General features: G+C 62.4%; 17 protein-coding genes. 14 read left to right on the forward strand and 3 right to left on the reverse strand.

The features are described 5' to 3' along the window. The first annotated feature begins 29 nt into the window (after positions 1-29). The 12 genes from ACNAOT_RS05820 (at position 30) to ACNAOT_RS05875 (ending at position 11258) form a co-directional block, all read left to right on the forward strand. Complete coding sequence (locus ACNAOT_RS05820; RefSeq protein WP_420181129.1) at positions 30-452, forward strand: hypothetical protein; 423 nt, start codon at positions 30-32, stop codon at positions 450-452. A 110-nt stretch (positions 453-562) separates the two neighbouring features. Further along, entirely contained in the window at positions 563-1093 is a 531-nt protein-coding gene (locus tag ACNAOT_RS05825; protein ID WP_420180367.1) for a hypothetical protein, read from the forward strand. A gap of 27 nt (positions 1094-1120) precedes the next feature. Then, entirely contained in the window at positions 1121-1744 is a 624-nt protein-coding gene (locus ACNAOT_RS05830) for an SIS domain-containing protein (RefSeq protein ID WP_420180368.1), read from the forward strand. 121 nt (positions 1745-1865) lie between these two features. Further along, positions 1866-2936: an alkene reductase gene (locus ACNAOT_RS05835; RefSeq protein ID WP_420180369.1), complete on the forward strand. Its 1071-nt coding sequence runs from the start codon at positions 1866-1868 to the stop codon at positions 2934-2936. A 69-nt stretch (positions 2937-3005) separates the two neighbouring features. Then, positions 3006-3704 carry a GntR family transcriptional regulator gene (locus ACNAOT_RS05840; RefSeq protein ID WP_364308147.1) on the forward strand — a complete coding sequence of 233 codons (699 nt, stop codon included), beginning with the start codon at positions 3006-3008 and terminating at the stop codon, positions 3702-3704. A gap of 276 nt (positions 3705-3980) precedes the next feature. Further along, positions 3981-4982, forward strand: coding sequence for a sugar phosphate isomerase/epimerase family protein (locus tag ACNAOT_RS05845; protein ID WP_420180370.1), 1002 nt, complete (start codon positions 3981-3983; stop codon positions 4980-4982). Positions 4983-4985: 3 nt separating this feature from the next. Continuing rightward, positions 4986-6734: a dihydroxyacetone kinase family protein gene (locus tag ACNAOT_RS05850; protein ID WP_420180371.1), complete on the forward strand. Its 1749-nt coding sequence runs from the start codon at positions 4986-4988 to the stop codon at positions 6732-6734. After that, positions 6731-7213 (forward strand): ribose-5-phosphate isomerase, encoded by a 483-nt coding sequence (locus ACNAOT_RS05855; RefSeq protein WP_420180372.1) that lies wholly within the window; start codon positions 6731-6733, stop codon positions 7211-7213. The genes ACNAOT_RS05850 and ACNAOT_RS05855 overlap by 4 nt, the downstream gene beginning before the upstream one ends. A 2-nt stretch (positions 7214-7215) precedes the next feature. Continuing rightward, positions 7216-8202 (forward strand): 3-hydroxyacyl-CoA dehydrogenase family protein, encoded by a 987-nt coding sequence (locus ACNAOT_RS05860; RefSeq protein ID WP_420180373.1) that lies wholly within the window; start codon positions 7216-7218, stop codon positions 8200-8202. Between the two features lie 20 nt (positions 8203-8222). After that, the gene (locus ACNAOT_RS05865; protein WP_420180374.1) at positions 8223-8987 is read left to right on the forward strand and encodes an SDR family NAD(P)-dependent oxidoreductase; all 765 of its coding nucleotides are present in this window, start codon (positions 8223-8225) and stop codon (positions 8985-8987) included. 147 nt (positions 8988-9134) lie between these two features. After that, on the forward strand, positions 9135-10484 hold the full coding sequence (locus tag ACNAOT_RS05870) for an MFS transporter (RefSeq protein ID WP_091465855.1): 1350 nt from the start codon (positions 9135-9137) through the stop codon (positions 10482-10484). 6 nt (positions 10485-10490) lie between these two features. Continuing rightward, positions 10491-11258: a triose-phosphate isomerase family protein gene (locus ACNAOT_RS05875; protein WP_420180375.1), complete on the forward strand. Its 768-nt coding sequence runs from the start codon at positions 10491-10493 to the stop codon at positions 11256-11258. Positions 11259-11290: 32 nt separating this feature from the next. On the opposite strand, the gene ACNAOT_RS05880 is transcribed toward ACNAOT_RS05875, so the two are convergent. Next, positions 11291-14719 carry a TM0106 family RecB-like putative nuclease gene (locus ACNAOT_RS05880; RefSeq protein ID WP_420180376.1) on the reverse strand — a complete coding sequence of 1143 codons (3429 nt, stop codon included), beginning with the start codon at positions 14717-14719 and terminating at the stop codon, positions 11291-11293. 254 nt (positions 14720-14973) lie between these two features. Here ACNAOT_RS05880 and ACNAOT_RS05885 point away from each other — a divergent pair, with 254 nt between their 5' ends. Further along, the gene (locus ACNAOT_RS05885) at positions 14974-15426 is read left to right on the forward strand and encodes a nucleoside deaminase (protein ID WP_420180377.1); all 453 of its coding nucleotides are present in this window, start codon (positions 14974-14976) and stop codon (positions 15424-15426) included. An 81-nt stretch (positions 15427-15507) separates the two neighbouring features. Here ACNAOT_RS05885 and ACNAOT_RS05890 read toward each other — a convergent pair whose 3' ends face one another. Next, on the reverse strand, positions 15508-17550 hold the full coding sequence (locus ACNAOT_RS05890; protein ID WP_420180378.1) for a hypothetical protein: 2043 nt from the start codon (positions 17548-17550) through the stop codon (positions 15508-15510). Between the two features lie 567 nt (positions 17551-18117). Here ACNAOT_RS05890 and ACNAOT_RS05895 point away from each other — a divergent pair. Beyond that, on the forward strand, positions 18118-18552 hold the full coding sequence (locus ACNAOT_RS05895) for a CBS domain-containing protein (RefSeq protein ID WP_091465862.1): 435 nt from the start codon (positions 18118-18120) through the stop codon (positions 18550-18552). 47 nt (positions 18553-18599) lie between these two features. On the opposite strand, the gene ACNAOT_RS05900 is transcribed toward ACNAOT_RS05895, so the two are convergent. Next, entirely contained in the window at positions 18600-18896 is a 297-nt protein-coding gene (locus ACNAOT_RS05900; RefSeq protein WP_420180379.1) for a hypothetical protein, read from the reverse strand. Positions 18897-18940 lie beyond the last annotated feature (44 nt).

An 18940-nucleotide genomic window follows, 5' to 3' on the forward strand; every position in this document is an offset into this window, starting at 1 on the left:
CTGACCGAGGAGTGATCGCATTGTCCACTATGAAGAACCCGCTGGTTACCGGGGGCGTATCGCACCTGCCTGCGAAAGCGCTTAGCTGCACCAAGTGCCGGACGAGTGATCGCCTGAGCTTGGAGACTATCGAATCCATCGAACCGCATGCAGGCGAATTGATGGTCTGGGTTTCCTACACCTGCTTGGGCTGCGAGGCATCCTATGCTCACAACGCGGCCTTCCGGGACGTCGCCGCCGTCCTTAACCGGAACGGTGCCGTGTCAGGCTTGCTCCGATTCGGCGGGATGTACTTTCACTGCGGCGAGCCCATGGCCTTCGCCCAATCGTCGGCGCGGAGCGTATACGCCCCCATGACAACCGAGGATGTGGATGATGGCCTGCTGGATGTCTACCTGAAGACCCGCGTTATTCAATGCCGGTGCGGCTTCAGGATGGAGCTGCCCGCCTGAGAGTCCGGAATCGTTTCGAGGTGGCCCTATTGGGGTACACCTGAGGTACCAACCACAGCGTGGGCCACGAGCGGCGCCCACAGAAGCCGCTCACCAGGGAGGTAATCCACATGGATACAGGACAACTGGTACTTATTATCGTGCTGGCCGTCATCGTCATAGCCGCTGTGATTGTGGCTGTTGTTGTTGGGCGCCGCAAAAAGGCCGAGGTCAACCGCCACCGTGCCGAGGAGCTGCGTGAGAAGGCGGCTGAAGAAGCCATCGGTGCACACCAGGCGAAAGCCGAGTCAGCACAGGCCGAGGCCGCCGCGCTGCAGGCCGAAGTGGAGGCGAATCGACTCCGTAAGGACGCGGAACGCCACGCCGAGAAAGCCAACGAAGCCCACGGGCGCGTCGAGGAACACCTTCGCCATGCCGACAAACTTGACCCGAATGCGAATCCGGACCGGTCAAATGCTGCCGACAGGAGCAGGGGTGGGGACATGGACCGCGATCGTCCGGTGGACGCAGATCGCTCACGCGAAGTAGACCGCTCGCAGGACGCGGACCGCGATCGCTCCCATGTGGCCGAAGGGGAGCGTCTCACCCGGGACCGCAGCGGGCGCGAGGGCTCAACACGCGATGGTGACAGGAACCTATAGTTTCAACGGAGAAGCGGAGGCAGGGAAGTGAGTATCGTGGTGAGGCGAACAGGTCAGGCGATGCGGGCCACTGAGACGAATGCCCACAGGCATGCAGTTGACGTGGTATTGGGGCACTTGGGTGAAATCGGGCCGGCTGTCGCAGCCCTGCGCCGCGAATCTTCGAGGCTTGCAGAGTGGGGCGAAGAACTGGCCCGTGTCAGGTTGCGCGGTGGGAGTGTTTTCGCCGCAGGAAGCGACGGATCCTCGCACGAAGCGCAGAGGTTCACTTCAGAATTGAACGCCCACGATCCTGTGAGCGGGTCTGGGTTCAAAGCCATCTCCATCACCAAGGGCGCGGCCGGTTCCAACGGCTCTTCCGGAAGCATGGGCGACCAGGTATCCAAACAGGTTCGCCAGGGTGACATCGTGGTCCTGCTCGCCGCGAAGGGCATTACCGAGGAACTCCGGGAAGCTGCCGCCGCCGCTAAGTCGTTGGGTGCGCGTGTGTGGGCGCTGACTGGCAAGGAGTCCAAGGACTTGGCCCAGTCGGTGAATGAAGCCATTTGCATCAACACCGATCCGCCACATGCCGAGGAAGCACATCTCGTGGCGGTGCTGGCGCTTTGCGAGTGCTTCGAGGACGCCCTCAAGCACATCAAGCCGGAGTGATACGGGACGCTGGAGGAGGCCCGCGAGTAGCATCCAGTGTGATGTCCGGCTCATCAGGAATAGTTGCAGACGCCGTGCAGTTGGGCAGGATGAACCTGTTTCATTCTGAAAGGAACCGCGCATGCTGTTTTCCCCACTGGCCCTCGGCGAACTTGAACTTTCCAACCGACTGGTGATGGCCCCTTTGACCCGGCTCCGCGCGGGACAGAACGGCGTGCCAGGTTCATTGATCGCCGAACATTACCGCCAGCGGGCCTCCCTCGGCCTGATCGTCAGCGAAGGAACGTACCCGACGCCTGCAGGCCAGTCGTACCCGGGACAGCCGGGACTTGTAACAGAAGAGCAAATCGCTGGCTGGAAGAAGGCCACCGACGCTGTTCACGCTGAGGGCGGCCGCATCTTCGCGCAAATCATGCACGGTGGGCGGGTTTCACACGCAGACATCACAGGGGGACACGAGATCGTTGGCCCCAGCGCTGTCGCGATTGATGGCGAGGTCCGCACCCCCAACGGCAAGCAGCCTTACCCGGTACCGCGTGAACTCCGCACCGACGAACTCCCGGGAGTCATCCAGGAGATCGTCACCGCCTCCAAGAACGCGATTGAGGCAGGTTTCGACGGCGTAGAGCTCCACTCCGCCAACGGTTACCTCCTTCACGAATTCCTGGCCCCGAATTCCAACGTCCGTACCGACAGCTACGGCGGCTCGCCGGAAAACCGTGCCCGCTTCGTCATCGAGACCGTCAACGCAGTAGTCGAGGCCCTCGGCGCCAACCGCGTAGGAATCCGCATCTCCCCGGAGCACAACGTCCAAGGCATTGCCGAAATTGATCCCGCCGACGTCCGCGCGACCTACGAGGTGTTGGTGGAAACCATCGCTCCGCTGAACCTGGCCTACCTGAGCATCCTTCACCACGATCCCAAGAGTGACTTGGTGCAGGACCTCCGCGAGCGTTTCAACGGCACATTCCTGGTGAACACCGGCTTCAGCGAAATCACTACCCGCGATGAAGCATTCGCGATCATCGAAGACGGCCTCGCCGACGCCGTGGTGGTTGGTCGCCCTGCCATCGCCAACCCGGACCTCGCCCGCCGCTGGCGTGAAAGCCTGCCGCTCAACGAGCCGGATGCTTCCACCTTCTACGCCGACGGCGCCGAGGGTTACACTGGCTACCCGTTCTACGCGAACTAAAGCTTTACAAAACTCCGACGTCGGCACTCGCCTGAGTGCCGACGTCGTGCGTTCCTATAGGATTTGTGCATGGCTGATCCTTCCTCGACCGTTGCCCGCGCCGGCTTTCCTGTCAGCCGGCAAGTGCTGGCCGACCATGTTTACGAGGCCCTCCTGGAGTGGCTCATGGATGGTCGGCTGGAGCCAGGAGCAGCAGTCAGCATTGACGGAATGGCGAGGGAACTCGACGTTTCGCCGACTCCTGTACGGGAGGCGTTGGCCCGTTTGGAGCACACAGGCATGGTGCGGCGTGTTGCCCTGAAGGGCTATCGGGTGGCTCCGGTCTTCACGCGAGAGGACTTCGCTGAACTCATGGAAGCGCGTTTGTCCATTGAGCCGGTGAACGCGCGGTTGGCCTGTTCGCGTATGACGCCCGACGGCCTGGACGCATTGAAGCAAGCCGTGGAGGACCTGAAGACTGCTCCGCGGGGCGGGACCTTCGCTGAGTATCGCAGTTATCTCGAAGCAGATGAACGCTTCCATCAGCTCATCGCCGCGCAGGCCAACAATCAATTCCTGCTCGCGGCCTACAACACCTTGGGCGGCCAGATTCAGCGCTTCCGATTGTTTGGGGGAGTGGGTATCACTGACGCCGAACAAGCAATTGCCGAGCACCAGGCAGTGCTCGATGCCATGACCAGCGGCGACCCGGAGAAGGCCGCGGCCATGATGGTGGATCACGTCGAGAAAGTACGCGGCCGGGCGATGGCGGACGCTCCGGAGGACTAATTCCGCGGTGCTCTACTCGTCCTACGCGCCCATTTCCGCCCGGCGCACCCGTTTGGCGTGGGTATTGCACCCTTTCGCGCCGAGTGCACCAGTGGTTACGGGTGCGATAGGCGGGTAGGGGTGCCCCCCCGAAGCACTCCCCGTGAGCCCTTCCGTGACCCTCTTCACACCCATATGTATGACATATAGGATCTAGGAAGTTTCGCAAAAGGGTTGACAGCTTCACTCGGTTCGTAAATCCTATAGGAAACAGGATTCCACGAAGGAGTGATCATCATGGCGTACACCGCCGAGAATTGGCCCATCACCGCGGCCCTCCTGCAGTTCCCCGGCACCGATGCCGCAGGACAGCACGTCAACGACGCCGACGCTTCGGTCTGGGCGTCCGTCCTCCACGAAGTGAAAGAGGCTGGGTTCGCAAACGCAGACCTCACAGACAGCTGGGTCCGCCCGGGCGACCTCAGCAAGGAACGCCTCGTCGAGTTCAAACAGACGGCCGACGAAGTGGGAATCGGCGTCCCCGTCATCTCCGCCATTCGCCGCAGCGTCATCCACGCCACGGAGTGGTCCGACAACCTCGCCTACAGCCACCGCACCATCGACGCCGCTGCAGAGCTTGGCTGCGAAGTAGTCTCCTTCGGACTCCACCAGGCCATCACCCCCGAACAGCAGAAGCAGCTGTGGTTCTGGACCGTCGAGGGTTACAAGGATCCCGTGGGCGACAAGGAAGCGTGGGGCAACGCAGTTTCCCGGATCCGTGAGCTCGGAAAGCACGCAGCAGAAGCCGGGATCCTCATCTCCCTGGAAATGTACGAGGACACCTACCTCGGCACCGCTGATTCCTCCGTGCAACTGGTCCAGGACATTGGCTTGGACAACGTTGGCCTGAACCCGGACCTCGGCAACCTGATCCGCCTGCACCGTCCTATCGAGGACTGGCGGGAGATGGTGGCGAAGACCCTGCCGTACTCCAACTACTGGCACATGAAGAACTACATCCGCGACGAAGATGTGGCCCGCGACAGCTACATCACCATGCCGGCCCCCATGGAAAGCGGGCTCATCAACTACCGCGAGGCATTCAAGGTGGCGCTGTCCGTCGGCTTCCAGGGCATCCTCTGCACAGAGCACTACGGCGGCGATGGCTTGAGCGTCACGGCCAGCAACCAAGACTACCTCCGCCGCCATGTCCTGCCGAAGTCCGAAGGCTACGAACTCGGCAACAGCCAGGTAGCCCAGGGACGTCAGGTACCGGCAACCCAGCTCGCAGGAGTTTAGGAAATGACACAGATTTTCGACAACCCGGCAGACTTTGCCGATGAAGCGCTGGACGGCTTTGTAGCCGCCAACCGCGGCTATGTTGCCCGAGTGGACGGCGGTGTAGTCCGCTCCACGGAGGTTCCCTCCGGCCGGGTGGCCCTGGTAGTCGGCGGCGGTTCGGGACACTACCCGGCTTTCGCTGGACTGGTAGGCCCCGGACTGGCGACGGGATCAGCCTGCGGCAACATGTTCGCCTCACCGGCAGCCGGTCAGGTGTACCGGGTAGCCAAGGCGGCCAACGCCGGTGGCGGCGTCCTGCTCAGCTACGGCAACTACGCCGGCGACGTCCTGCATTTCGGCCAGGCACAGCTCCGGCTCAACGCCGAGGGCATCGAAACCCGCACCGTCACCGTTACCGATGACATTGCCAGCGCGCCAATCGAACAACTGGAGAAGCGCCGCGGAATCGCCGGCGACCTGACAGTTTTCAAGATTGCCGGCGCCGCCGCAGAAGCGGGACTGAACCTTGACGACGTCGAGCGGTTGGCCATCAAGACCAACTACCGGACGCGGTCGCTGGGCGTGGCTTTTGACGGTTGCACGCTCCCCGGCGCCAAGGATCCGCTGTTCCACGTTCCTGCCGGGCAGATGTCGCTGGGCCTCGGAATTCATGGCGAGCCCGGAATCTCGGAACACCCGATGCCCACTGCCTCCGAGCTGGCGGAGCTGCTGGTGACCAAGCTGCTCGCGGACAAACCTGAGGACGCCGGGGACCGGGTTGTGGCTATCGTCAACGGCCTTGGCACGGTGAAGTATGACGAACTCTTCCTCCTGTTCGGCAAGATCGAGAAGCTTCTCAGCGCTGCGGGCCTCACCGTGGTGGAGCCCGAATGCGGTGAGCTGGTGACCAGCCTGGATATGTCCGGACTCTCCCTGACGTTGCTGTGGTTGGAACTTGAGCAGTACTGGGCTGCACCCGCTGACACTCCGGCGTTCCGCAAGGGCAGCATGTCGCCTCGCGCCCCTCGCGCTGAGGCAGCAGTCGACGACGCCGAAACCGCCGACGTCGAGCAGCCCACCACGGCAGCCGCTGAACTCGGGCGGCAGGCAGTGGCCATCCTCGCCCAGGTGCGTGACGTCGTCGTCGAGCATGAAGAGGACCTCGGGAAGCTGGACGCGATCGCCGGCGACGGTGACCACGGTATAGGCATGCGGCGCGGCGTCGATGCTGCAGCCGCCGCAAGCAAAGGCGCCGGAGGTGCTTCGGTTGCGCGCGTTCTGACAGCAGCCGGGGAAGCCTGGAGCGAACGGGCCGGCGGGACGTCCGGGGCGCTCTGGGGTTCCGCAGTGATCGCTGCCGGGCTGTCGCTGGGCAACCGTGAAACGTATACCTCGGAGGACGCGGCGGCCGCCGTGAGGGACTTCGTCCGCGCCATTACCGAACTCGGCAAAGCCGATCCCGGGGACAAAACCATGGTGGACGCGCTCCTGCCCTTCCGGGACACCTTCCTCACGGAGCTCGACGGCGGGACTCCGGTTGACCGGGCCTTGGCAGTTGCCGCTGCGGCAGCTGAGTCCGCTGCCGCGAAGACAGCTGAACTCCGGCCGCTCAAGGGCCGGGCGCGTCCCCTCGCGGAAAAGAGCATCGGCCACCCTGATCCAGGCGCAGTGTCCTTTGGCTTGATCGCCGCCAGAATTTCCCACTTCATCGATTCACAACTGGCCACCGCTTCTTCAGCGGCAGCAGCAGGAAACGGAGCCCAAGCATGAGTAACACCCAAGGCTGGCGCATCATCGTCGGCAACGATGAGGCCGGTGTCGAGTACAAGCAGGCACTCGTTGCCTTGCTGGAAGCAGACCCGCGCGTGGCCTCGGTGACGGATGTCGGCGTCGGATTCAATGACTCCACCGCCTACCCGCACGTCGCCGTCGATGCCGCCCGCAAGGTGGCCGACGGGGAAGCTGACCGCGCACTCTTGATCTGCGGCACCGGACTTGGAGTGGCCATTGCGGCGAACAAGGTCCCGGGAATCCGCGCCGTCACAGCCCACGACAGCTACTCCGTTGAACGGTCAGTGCTGAGCAACAACGCCCAGGTCCTGACGCTCGGACAGCGGGTGATTGGCTTGGAGCTGGCCAAAAAGCTCGTAGGGGAGTGGCTCGACCACCGCTTCGACCGAACCTCATCCTCCGCCGCCAAGGTGGACGCCATCTGCTCGTACGAGCCCGATTACACGAAGGCAGTCTGAACATGACCACTCCTGAAGAAGAACCCACCGCAAACAACGCCGCCCGGAAGATCGCCGTCGTCGGCTCCGGCTACATGGGCGGCGGCATCGCCCAAGTGCTGGCGCTCGGTGGCGCGCGCGTTGCCCTTGCCGATGTGTCTGCCGAGATCGCGCAGAAGAATTACGACCGCCTGCTGGTGGAGTCGGACCAGTTCATCGTCGACGGACTCTTCCCGGCGGGATCCACAGAGATCCTCAAGCAGAACCTGTGGGCAGCCAAGGACATTGAGGAAGCTGTAGCCGACGCTGACTTCATCGAGGAGTGCGTTCCCGAGGTACTGGAGATCAAGCACCAGTCCTTGGCCCGGATCAGCGCCGCAGCCCGCCCCGATGCCGTGATCGGTTCCAACACGTCCACGATTTCCATCGCTGCCCTCGCTGAAGCCGTGACCCATCCCGAGCGCTTCCTGGGTGTGCACTTCTCCAACCCGTCGCCGTTCATTCCCGGTGTCGAGATCATCCCCCACGCTGAGACCTCTGCCGCAACGGTGGCCGCATCGCGCGAGCTGGTCCATGCGGCCGGTAAGCAGACCGCCGTCGTCAAGGACGTCACGGGCTTCGTGCTGAACCGCCTGCAGTACGCGCTGTTCCACGAGGCAGCCCAGCTGGTGGAGCAGGGAATCGCAACGGCGGACGACGTCGACACCCTGGTGCGTACGACGTTCGGCTTCCGCTTGCCCTTCTTTGGTCCGTTCGCCATCGCGGACATGGCCGGCTTGGATGTCTACAACTTCTGCTACAAGTCGCTGCAGACCGGTTTCCCGGAACGCTTCGCGACGCCGAAGATCCTCTCCGACCTTGTGGAAGCGGGCAAGCTCGGCACCAAGACCGGCGCAGGCTTCCTCAACGTGCCCGCCGAGCGCACTCCGGAACTCATCGCCTACCGCAACAAGGCCTACGTCGCCATGCAGAAGCTCATTGAAGAGCTCGGCCCGGCCCCCATCAACTAACTCTTCCTAGGAGAAAACACATGACTTTCCCCGCTGAACGCACCGCAATCGTCACCGGCGCCGTCTCTGAACGCGGTATTGGCCGCGCTACCGTCAACTATCTGGCCGCCCAAGGCTGGAACATCGGCATCATCGATCTTGATGACGCCGCCTGCAAGATCGCAGCCAAGGAAATCGCCGCTGAGTATGGTGTGCGGGCACACGGCGTTGGCGCAAATGTGGCAAGTGAAGCCGAGGTCCGTACGGCCATTGACGAACTTGAGGCCGAACTGCCGCAGATCGTCGCACTGGCCAACGTTGCCGGTGTCAGCTCGCCGGTTGGCTACCTTGAGCTCGAAGCCGCTGAGTGGGACCGCGTCCTGAACATCAACCTCAACGGCGTCCACTACGCCACCCGCCGCGTGGCCGAGTCGATGGTCAAGAACCGGATCGGTCGCATCGTGAACATCTCATCGGTCTCCGCCCAGCGCGGCGGCGGCACGTTCTCCAAGACCCCTTACTCTGTGGCCAAAGCCGGCGTCATTGGTCTGACGCGTGCCACGGCCCGTGAACTTGGCGAGTACGACATCACCGTCAACGCCATTTCTCCCGGCCCCATCGACACCGACATCATGGGCGGAACCCTGAGCCAGGAACGCAAGGATGAGCTCACCAAGGACCTGGTAGTGAACCGTGTGGGCTCCACCCGGGACATCGCCGCCGCCATCGCCTTCCTCATCAGCGAGGACTCCGGATACATCTCCGGCCAGACGCTGAATGTGGATGGCGGACTGTACATGCACTAGGGCCCGTGCCGTGAAGACCTGGACACGAGAACGCAAGATCTACCTTGCCGTGGGCGTCCTCGCCTGCGCAGTGGGCATGGTGCTCATTTTCTTCCCGCGCTGATCGCGCTGCTCTAGTCATTTCCTGTCACTCAAAGAGGAGTTTCAATGTCTGTTGCCACCAATTCCACTAAGGAGTTGCTGGATACGCCGGTCTTGAAGTCGGCGATTTCCAAAGCCTCGCGGCGGCTCATGCCGATGCTCGTCATCCTGTACGTGGTGGCCTTCCTGGACCGCACCAACGTTGGCTTCGCCGAAGCCGCGCTGGAAGTGGATAAGGGTATTACCGCAGGCGCTTACGCGCTGGGCGCCGGTATCTTCTTCATCGGCTATGCACTGTTCGAGATCCCCAGCAACCTGCTGCTCACCAAGTTCGGAGCGAAGGTGTGGCTCGCCCGCATCGCCATTACCTGGGGCATCGTTTCGGCGTGCTTCGCTTTCGTCCAGGGTGAGACGTCCTTCATCATTCTTCGGTTCCTGTTGGGCGTCACCGAGGCCGGCCTCTTCCCGGGCGTCATCATGTTCCTGGCCGCATGGTTCCCCAACAAGGTCCGCGTGAAGATGTTCGCCATCTTCTACCTGGCCCAGCCGTTCTCCCAGATGATGGGCGCACCGCTGTCGGGGTGGCTCATCAACATCGGCGACCAGGTCCCGGGGGTAGCTGGTTGGCAGGTCATGTTCTTCGTAGAAGGCATGCTCGCCGTCGTGGCCGGTATCGCCGCCTACTTCTTCCTCATCAACAGCCCCCAGGACGCCAAGTTCCTTACCAAGGAAGAGAAACGGGCACTGTCCGATGTCATGGCATTGGAGGACACCGTGAAGGAAGAAACGGGTCCACGCGGCGTTCTGGCATCCATGCGCAACGGCCGGGTCTGGTACTTCACCGTCATCTACTTCTGCCTGCAGGTTGCGGTCTACGGCGTGACGTTCTACCTGCCACAGCAGGTGGCGCAGTTGACCGGTCAGAAGGTGGGTATCGCCGTCGGACTCCTGGCCGCGATCCCGTGGTTCTTCGGCATCTTCGCTTGCTACTTCATCGGCAAAGCTGCCAACACTGTGGAACGCCGCCGCCGTTGGGGCACCGCATTGTTCATCTCCACAGGCCTCTGCATCTTCGGCTCCGCATGGGCGGGTGCGAACCAGATGCCGGCCGTCGGCATCATCTTCATCACCCTCGCGGTGTGCAGCTTCCTGTCGACGGGCCCCATCTGCTGGTCCTACCCGACGGCGTTCCTCACCGGAACTGCTGCGGCTGCGGGTATCGGGCTGATCAACTCCCTTGGAAACCTGGGTGGGTTCGTTGCCCCGATCCTGCGCACCACCGTCAACCAGGTCACCGCCTCGGACACCGGCACCATGGGTGTCTACGCGCTGGGTGTGCTGCCCTTCGTGGCGGCTGTCCTGATGTTCGGCACCAAGCGCTTCAGCAACAAAGCCGACGAACTGCTGGGGAAGTAGTCGTCCGTGAAGCTGCCTGTTACTGACGCACTGTTCATCGGTGTGAGCACCAAGATGTACATGGGCTACGCGCAGAGCCTGGAATGGCTGGAACAGCTGGTAGCTGAAGTGGACGCCCGTCCGGCCCTCGTGGCCGGGCGGGTGGTCCCGTTTGTGATCCCGTCGTTTCCGGTGCTGCCCGAGGCGGCGCGGTTGCTTGAAGGCACGCCATTGGTCCTGGGCGCCCAAAACTGTGGCTGGTCCGATGGTCCTTGGACGGGCGAGGTTTCGCCGTCGATGCTGGGGGAACTCGGTGTCGGTCTCGTAGAGATCGGCCATGCAGAGCGTCGCCGGTACTTCGCTGAGGATGAGTCGGTGATTGCGCTTAAGGTGAGTGCCGCCGTCGACGCCGGACTGACGCCACTGCTGTGCGTGGGGGAGCCGGAAACCCTGGCCCCGGCGGCAGCAGCTGACACGGTTTACCGGCAGATCAAGGCAGCTGTGTCCGGCGACTGGTCCGTTGCTTCCGGGCTGGTCATTGCCTACGAGCCTGTATGGGCGATCGGTGCTGCCGAGCCGGCTTCGGCAGGGTACGTTTCCCAAGTGGTGAACGCACTGCGGGATTCACTGGCCCAGCATGGCCTGGCCCGATTGCCCATCATCTACGGGGGTTCGGCTAAACCAGGTCTCTTTCCGCAGCTGATCGGGGTGACCGGGCTCTTCCTCGGCCGTTTTGCCCACGACGCCACCAACTTCGGCAGGGTGCTGGACGAAGCCCTTGCCGTCCCAAACTAAGTGCTACCCAGTTGGGTGGGGGAGACGGGTGGTCAGGGACGCGCCGGGGCGATTGCCCGCTGGCAGAGGGCCACGAAGCCACCAAGATTCTCAAGACCCTCGGGATGCGTCGGCAGGTAGTTGGTCAGTTCGGGTGAACGCACGACGACGGCACGCCACTGACCGCGCGACACCGCCACGTTGATCCGGTTCCGGGACAGCAGGAACTCCATGCCCCGCGGGACTTCTCCGGCAGCTGACGCGGCCATGGAAACGATCACTACCGGAGCTTGCTGACCTTGGAACTTGTCAACGGTACCCACCCGCACCTTGCCTAGTCCGGCGACCCGGAGATGGTGTTTGATTAGCTGGACCTGGGCGTTGTACGCGGCGACCACCAGGACGTCGGTCTCTTCGAGGGGACGGGGCGCCGGCGATTCCGAAGGGTCGAGCCAAGTCAGGCCGAGGTGGGCCTGGACCTGCCGGACCACCTCCGCTGCTTCCTCGGGTGAGGACGTTGAGTTACCGGTATGCGGGACGTAGACGCAGGAAATGACCGGAGCAACACCGTCCAAGTGCCGTTCCTTGGCCGCGGGTGCTGCCTCAAGTCGGTTGTCGTAGGAAAGCTCGGATACTGCGCCGCAAAGCTCTGGATGCATGCGCCATGACAGCGCCAAAAAGTAGCCGAGTTCAGGCGGCAACGTGTTGTACCCGTCTGACAGCCAGCCGAGTGCTGATTCATCAACAGGTTCCGGATGCTTCCCTTGGGTGACCTGCGGAAGCTGCTGAGGGTCGCCTAAAAGCAGAAGCCGTTTTGCAGCCCGGCTAACGGCCATGGTGTTTGCCAAGGAGAACTGTCCAGCTTCGTCGATGACCAGGAGATCCAGCGAGCCCGACGGAACCGAACTGCCCACCATGGTCCAGGCTGTTCCGCCAATCAAGGCCCCGCCCGGCTTGGACAACAGTTCTTCCACGTCGCCTTTGGCGCACTGTGTCCACGGCACGGGGTCGTCGTGTCTGACTTCCTTCGCCACCCGCTGGGGATCCAAACCGGCCTTCTCCACGGCAGCGCAGAGCATGTTCTCCACGACGGCATGCGACTGGGCCACGACGCCCACTTTCCAGCCAGCGGCGACGAGTCGGGCGATGACGTGCGATCCGACGTACGTTTTGCCGCTGCCCGGAGGTCCCTGGACGGCCAGGTAGGAATTGTCCAGGTCCTCGACCGCAGTTGTGATCGCGTCAACGTAGCCGTCGGCTCCGGCCGCGACGGCTGGCAGAGCTGGCAGTGTACGAAGCTTCGGAGGCTGCCTCCGCACAAGATCCAAGGAACAGTCGCGCGGCCACTGCGGAAGGGCAGCACTGAGTTTTGTGGCTAAAGCCGCGAGTGCTGCCCGCTGCCCGTTGGTGGCAATGGGCGGATCGGGGGTCAGCGCCATGGGCAGTTGGCTGAACTCCGTGGAGTCCTTGCGAAGGCCTTCGGCGATGGTGACTGTTTCGAAGTCCTCGTCGTCTCCCACCTCTGTGACCAAAGTTCCGTTCCAGCCTGCACGGCCAAGCGCGGCGGATTCCTTCGCCTGGAGCGAGTCCGGCAGAGGAGAGCCGTACATGCGGAAGTATTTCTTACCGGGTTCCAGCCCGGCGCCGTCACCGGACCGGCCATAGAGTTTCACGAGCCGCGCAGGGTTGCTCCGAGGTGTCGGTTTTGCCCAGTCCTGCAGCAGTTCGGCGTGGTCGACAACGAAGAGGTCGCGCTCGTCAGGCCACTGGGAGGTTGGTTTTTCCAAACGGTCGAAGTGTCCCCACCAGTGCTGCTTATCCTCGCGACGGTGATACCCGACGCCTGCGGCGACGATGCCGATAGCTCGGGAATCGGGAGTGGCTCTCAGGTCCTCGGGCAACGCGGCGAGGTAGTCGAAGAGTGCTTTCTCTTCCGGAGCCGCCTCATACTGATCCGGTTCGGTCTTATCCGGTTCGGTATCTTCGGGGGGCGCTTCGTGCGCACCCCCTGGCACGATGGAACGCTCCGCAGCACGGGCAAGCAACCAGTTCCGCAGTTCCAGAGTCGAAAGGCAGTCGTATTCGTTGTAGTCCCGGATGCCTTCGAGGATCACTGCTGCTTCTTCAGGGTTTCCGGTATCTCTGGCCATGCAGTAGTCCGCGTAGGCAACAACTGAGGCGCCGGCGTCGGTCACGTCACCCGAGCGCAGGTGTTGGCCCATGTAGAGAGGCTCGAGCTTTTTGATGCTGTAAGAGTTCTCTGAGATCCGGATGCTGTGCCGGACGGTGTCGTAGAGGTCCACCAGAACGCCTTGGCGCAGGAGGTCGTCGACGGCGGATTCGCCCACCACGTGCGTCAAAGACAGGTTGCGCAGGGCCGTCTTTTCGTAGGCAGCGTAGTGGTAGATGTGCATGCCCGGATATTGTGCCCGCCGCTTGGCCACGTACTCAAGGAAGTCCACAAAGGCCTTGCCTTCTTCAGCCCGTGAGTGCGCCCAGAAGGGCCTGAACACCGGCTCGGTACCAGGTTCTACAGGGTTCTCAATGACCCCGAACAGGTACTCCAATCCCCACTTTTCGGTGACGGGGTCCTGCCACAGGGGATCGCCTTCGAAGTCGAAGAAGATGTCGCCCGGATCCGGCGCGGGTAGCCTGCCCAATGTGTGGTCCGGCAGGACGTTGTAACTGATGGCTTTGGCTTCACCGGACTTGGCCGTGTACTTGACTGTGCCATCAGGCGTACCTGTTCCGGTCTGCAGCCGCGCCTGCTCACGGAGCCGCAGCAACGTGGGGTCGCCGGCCTCGGGCATGGCTGCCAGTCCGTCAATGGTGGTAACGCCGGCCTCGATCAGCTTCTTGCGCCGACTGATCCTCATGCCGGCCACCATGAGGAGATCCCGATGAAGTTGTACTTGCTCAGCGCAGTAATCACACCGGCCACAGGCGGAATAGCGGTCGTCACCCCATTCCACAGGCCCGTTTTCCGAAACGTGCGCCTGGGTCATGCCAAGGAAGCGTTGCCGCCGTTCCCGGAAGACGGGAAGGACCTGGGCAAGGGGGTGGTCGCTGTGGACGCGGTTGCCCAGCACCAGGGTGACAGTGGGATGCGGTGTGATCCCAGCCTGGATGAGTTGATCTCCATAGGCTGCCAGCTGCAGGAGGGCTGTGACCTTGGCGTGCCGTGCGAGCTTGGTGTCGAAGACGGCATACTGCCCGCCGGGGCGCCTCACCAGGAAGTCGGAGCGGCCATGGAATTGGCCATCGAAGAAGGCGGCTTGGAAGACGACGTCCGCTCCGGAGCCCAGGGCGTCGATGGATTCCGCATGCTTGGCCGAAAGGGTGGCGCGGTCCATCGCTGTGGCGGGGACGACGTCGTAAACGCCTTTTCCTGCGGCCGCATCCCATGGCCCGAACTCAGCAACGAAATCATCCAGGACCCGGTGCTCGTGGACGTCGCCCAGCTTGGCTGTGCGCTCCAACATGGCGTCAGTTGCGAAGTCCGGCTTAGGCGTGCGGCCCAGTTTTTCGTCGAGTTTCCGGAGTAACTGGTACTCGCAGGTGGCGGCGATAACGAGGTCGCTGGCCGAGAACACCAAGTCCTGCGGGGCGCCCGCGATCTGAGGATCGAGAAAGAACAAAGCGACCCACCTGCCTTTCGATGCCGTGATTAAACCCTTGCAGCCAAGCTATCAGCGGGCCCTGACAATATAGAGCGCAGCCACTTTAGACTGCACGCATGACTGAAACAGCCCCGACCCCGGACCCCGCGTTCGAAGCCGCCTACCAAGCCGCACAAAAGAGCCTCAGCGAGGGCGGCATCCCCATCGGAGCCGCGTTGGCCCGTGGTGGGGAAGTCATTGCCAGCGGCCACAACGAACGCGTCCAGCACGGCGACCCGATCGCGCACGGAGAGATGGCCGCGCTGAGGGCGGCCGGGCGTCAGAAGAGCTACCGCGACACCACCCTCTACACCACCTTGGCACCATGCGCGATGTGCACGGGAACCATCATCCAGTTCAAAATCCCCCGAGTGGTGGTAGGTGAGGCCGAAACCTTCCCCGGTGAATTCGACCTCCTGCGTTCACGAGGCGTGGAGGTCGTGGTGCTGGATGATCCACGGTGCGTGGACATGATGCGCACTTTCCAGGAGGATCACCCGGAACTCTGGGCAGAGGACATCGCGGAATAGCCACCGCAGCAGAAGAGGGAACGACGGCGGCACCAAGGGCGGGATGCCGCCGTCGCCGGCTGCTGGGGAGCCAGTTACCACCTAGCCATCCGACGGCCTTTTGGAGGGCTTCCCCGGAGACGACCGGCGGGAACGGGCCGCCGGAGTTGATGGGATCATTTCCTTGACCTGTGCTACCACAGCAGCGTTGGCCCCGCGGGTGCCCAGATCCTTGACCAGGGTCTCCACCTCAGTTTTTGCAGCCGCAGAATCGTCCGCTTTGGCATGCAACTCCGTCCGCAATTCCACCAGGCCTCGGTAGGCAAGGTTGCTTGCCGCGCCCCCTGTCTGCTGGTAACTGGCGAGACCTGCATCTGTCAGATCGAGGGCGCGCTGCGGATCTGCGCTATGGTGCTTGACCATTTTTTCGTCCCTGCGCCGGTAGAAGTCATCTCCCACGGACTGCGCGACGGCGGTTGCCGCCTTGACGCCCAAAGGCTCGCCTCCGAACCGCTCGGCCGCCTCGGTTAGAGCATCCAGTCCCTTAGCCAAATAGGGTGACATGGAACCTTCAAACGCCAGCGTCAATCCGACTTCGCGGGTGAAAAATTCCGGCGCAAAACGATCCTCTTCGCGTGTAACAGGAAAACCGACGCGAAGGGGCAGCGTATTGGACGCTTGGATGATGCCGTCCGTGGAGTAGACAGCGCGGATCAAGTACTGCCCGGGCTCGTCGAAAGCGAAGCCCTCCACGCCAAAGGCGAGCTGGACCAGTTGGCTGTAGCGGTCACCGCCATCGCTTTCGCCACCCGGTGCGGGGCCAAGTTCTATCATCTCGGGGAGGCCGTAAAAGCACACCACCGATTCATGCAGCACGATGCTCCCGTTCGGCTTTTGGACGTAAACCGTGGTGTTGCCGTAGCGAGGATCCAACCTGCCATCCACCAGCACCGGTGCATCGCTGGTGTTGCGCAGCCGGAACTCCACGAAGACCGGCTCCATGTAGTCAAAATGTGTCTTGGCCGATAGCGTCAGTTCGATATCACTGCCTGGGCCGCTCACCGTCATGGCGCCCGCAGGGGATTCCAAGTGGCCGCCGGACGCCCACGGATCGCCGCCCATGATCACGGCTGCACGATCACCGTGACGCATGTGGAGCAGCTCGTCGTCGTCGAACCGGAAGCGGAAGTTACCCCAAAAAGTGTCTGTGCCGTTGCGCTGATCGTATTTCCAGTCGTAGTTCATCCAGGACAACGAGTCCGGTCTGGCCTTGTCCCACGCATGCAGGAAATTGAAAGCATGCCCGGCCTCGTGGACCCAGGTGTAGAGGAAATGGCGCATGGCCCAGGCCTCGTCTTGGGTGGTCGGGTTGGCGACAAGGTCGGTGAACCAGGAGTGGTTCCGGAATACCGCAAAACCCTGGCGATCGGGTCCGCGACCCGCGCCACCGAAGCCTGCTGCGGCGTCGAACATGATGCCACCTACCCCGGCGCTGTCGAAAATGCCGGCCTGGATGCCCCACATATTCCAAGCAGGCCAGCCTGAGTTGAACTTGCCGAACGAGGTTTCCATGGCGTCATGGAGTTCGCCGACACTCCAGGAAGCGAAACCGGGAGCACTGTCGTCGATGACAGTATGCACCGGATCAACCGTGACGGCGATCCCGGCGTCCCGATACGAGGACTCGATGGTGATGTTCCTGTTGGAAAGATCGGCCGGACGGTTGTTGTGCGCGTGGCTGTTGTAGGCCGGAATCTTCGGTTCAACGTCCACAGAGGAGCAGTAGTCCAACTCCAGGTTCATATCGCGGAAGGAATCCGAGCGATAAGCACAGGAGTATGGCCTGCCGGCAACACCGCCGGCAGTGAAGGAAGCTACAGCACCGGTGATAGCCCCTTGGAACCAGGAGACCAGGATGTCCACTGCGGTGGCCGGGTGGGTACCTTTCCAGTACCGGACGGTTCCGGAAATTCGGGCGTTGCAGCGGGTGATGGACACGGTGGGGTTATCCACGACCCACGACTCGACATACGTTTTCACCAGTTGGAAGCGGCCGGCGATTCGCACGAATCGCGTGCTGTAGAAGTCACCACTGACCTTGTTTAGCACTGGAGATTCCACGCTGCGGCGGGGATCGATATCCAAACGGAGGTCCAGCGAACTCCCAATCAGGGCTGGCCCGGCCTGGGTTCCTTCATAGCGACCACTGATGGGTGAGGAACGCCAACACCTCCACCAATCGTCCGGTGGCCGGGGGATGGGAAATGGTTGTGGGAAGGGCGGTTCCGGAAACGGCGAAGGGTCCGGAGGAAACGGCGGGACCGGGGTAGGGGTAGGGCCGTCAGGGACAGGGGTGTACTGGGAACCGGGGACGTTGGGGGAGTCCATGGGGGGATCTTTCTCGCTCTGCAAGCAGCCAATATGCGTCCGCACAGGCGCTGCTGCGGATGTGCGACATGACGGTTCAGGGCGGAGGGGGTGCGCGTGGGAAAGCTCAGAAAGAGCCAAAGTGGCCAATGCCCAGAAGCCGTGTATAAACCCATCCTGAGGATACTCCAGCGAATGGATTATATCTAGGGGGTGAACGTGATTTTCCTCCTCACTGCCGCCCGAATCATCTGGTCAGGAATAGACGCCGAGCGTAGGCTGGCATCATCGGCGTCGGTGCCGAGAGGCCCCGCGTCGATAACCCCAATCGATGAAGGAGGATCCATGAGTGTCGTACGTGAATTCATGACAACCAACGCTCAGTGCATCGAAGAGGACAAAACTCTTCAGGAAGCCGCCAGGCTGATGCGGGACATGGACTGCGGTTCACTTCCCATCTGCGGCCACGACGGCAAACTCACTGGCTTCATCACCGACCGCGACATCGTGGTCAAGTGTTTGGCAGAAGGTAAGGACGCCCGGGAAGTACGCGCCAGCGAACTCGCCACCGGCAAGCCCTTCTGGGTGGACGCCGATGCCAACGTTGACGAGGCCGTCACCATGATGGAAGAACACCAGGTGCGCCGCCTGCCCGTCATCAGCGACCACAAGTTGGTAGGCATCATCAGCCAGGGCGATATCGCGCGCAACCACTATGCAGAACAGCGCCTCGGCGAGATGGTGGAGCACATTTCAGCCAAGGAGCGCATGTCGCACTGATACCAAAGCCAACTGATAACCCAACCCAGCCGCCGCGAGGCATCCCTTTACAGGAACGCCTCGCGGCCCGTTCCCTCACGCAACACGAGTTCGCCGTCTTCAATCGAGACGAGCAGGCTCTTGGGTTTCCCCGCGAGCTTCTTCGTGGCGCTAAGCCTTCGGCTGCTGACCTCAACGCCCACGGTGGCACCCTTCGCGGGCAGCTCCACTGTTAGTTCATCGGCCATCCCCAACAGCATCTTGGTGGATACATCCCGCTCGGACACGGCCTCCTTGCCGTTGACGGTAACGGTCACGTCATCGGAAACAAACCCGTCCTGAAGGATGATGAGCAGTTCCTGCATGGTCCAACTACAGCACTAACTGCCCCCACGGGATAGGCCTTCCT

Source organism: Paenarthrobacter sp. TA1.8 (assembly GCF_048595705.1).
In the GTDB taxonomy this organism is placed as follows: domain Bacteria; phylum Actinomycetota; class Actinomycetes; order Actinomycetales; family Micrococcaceae; genus Arthrobacter; species Arthrobacter nitroguajacolicus.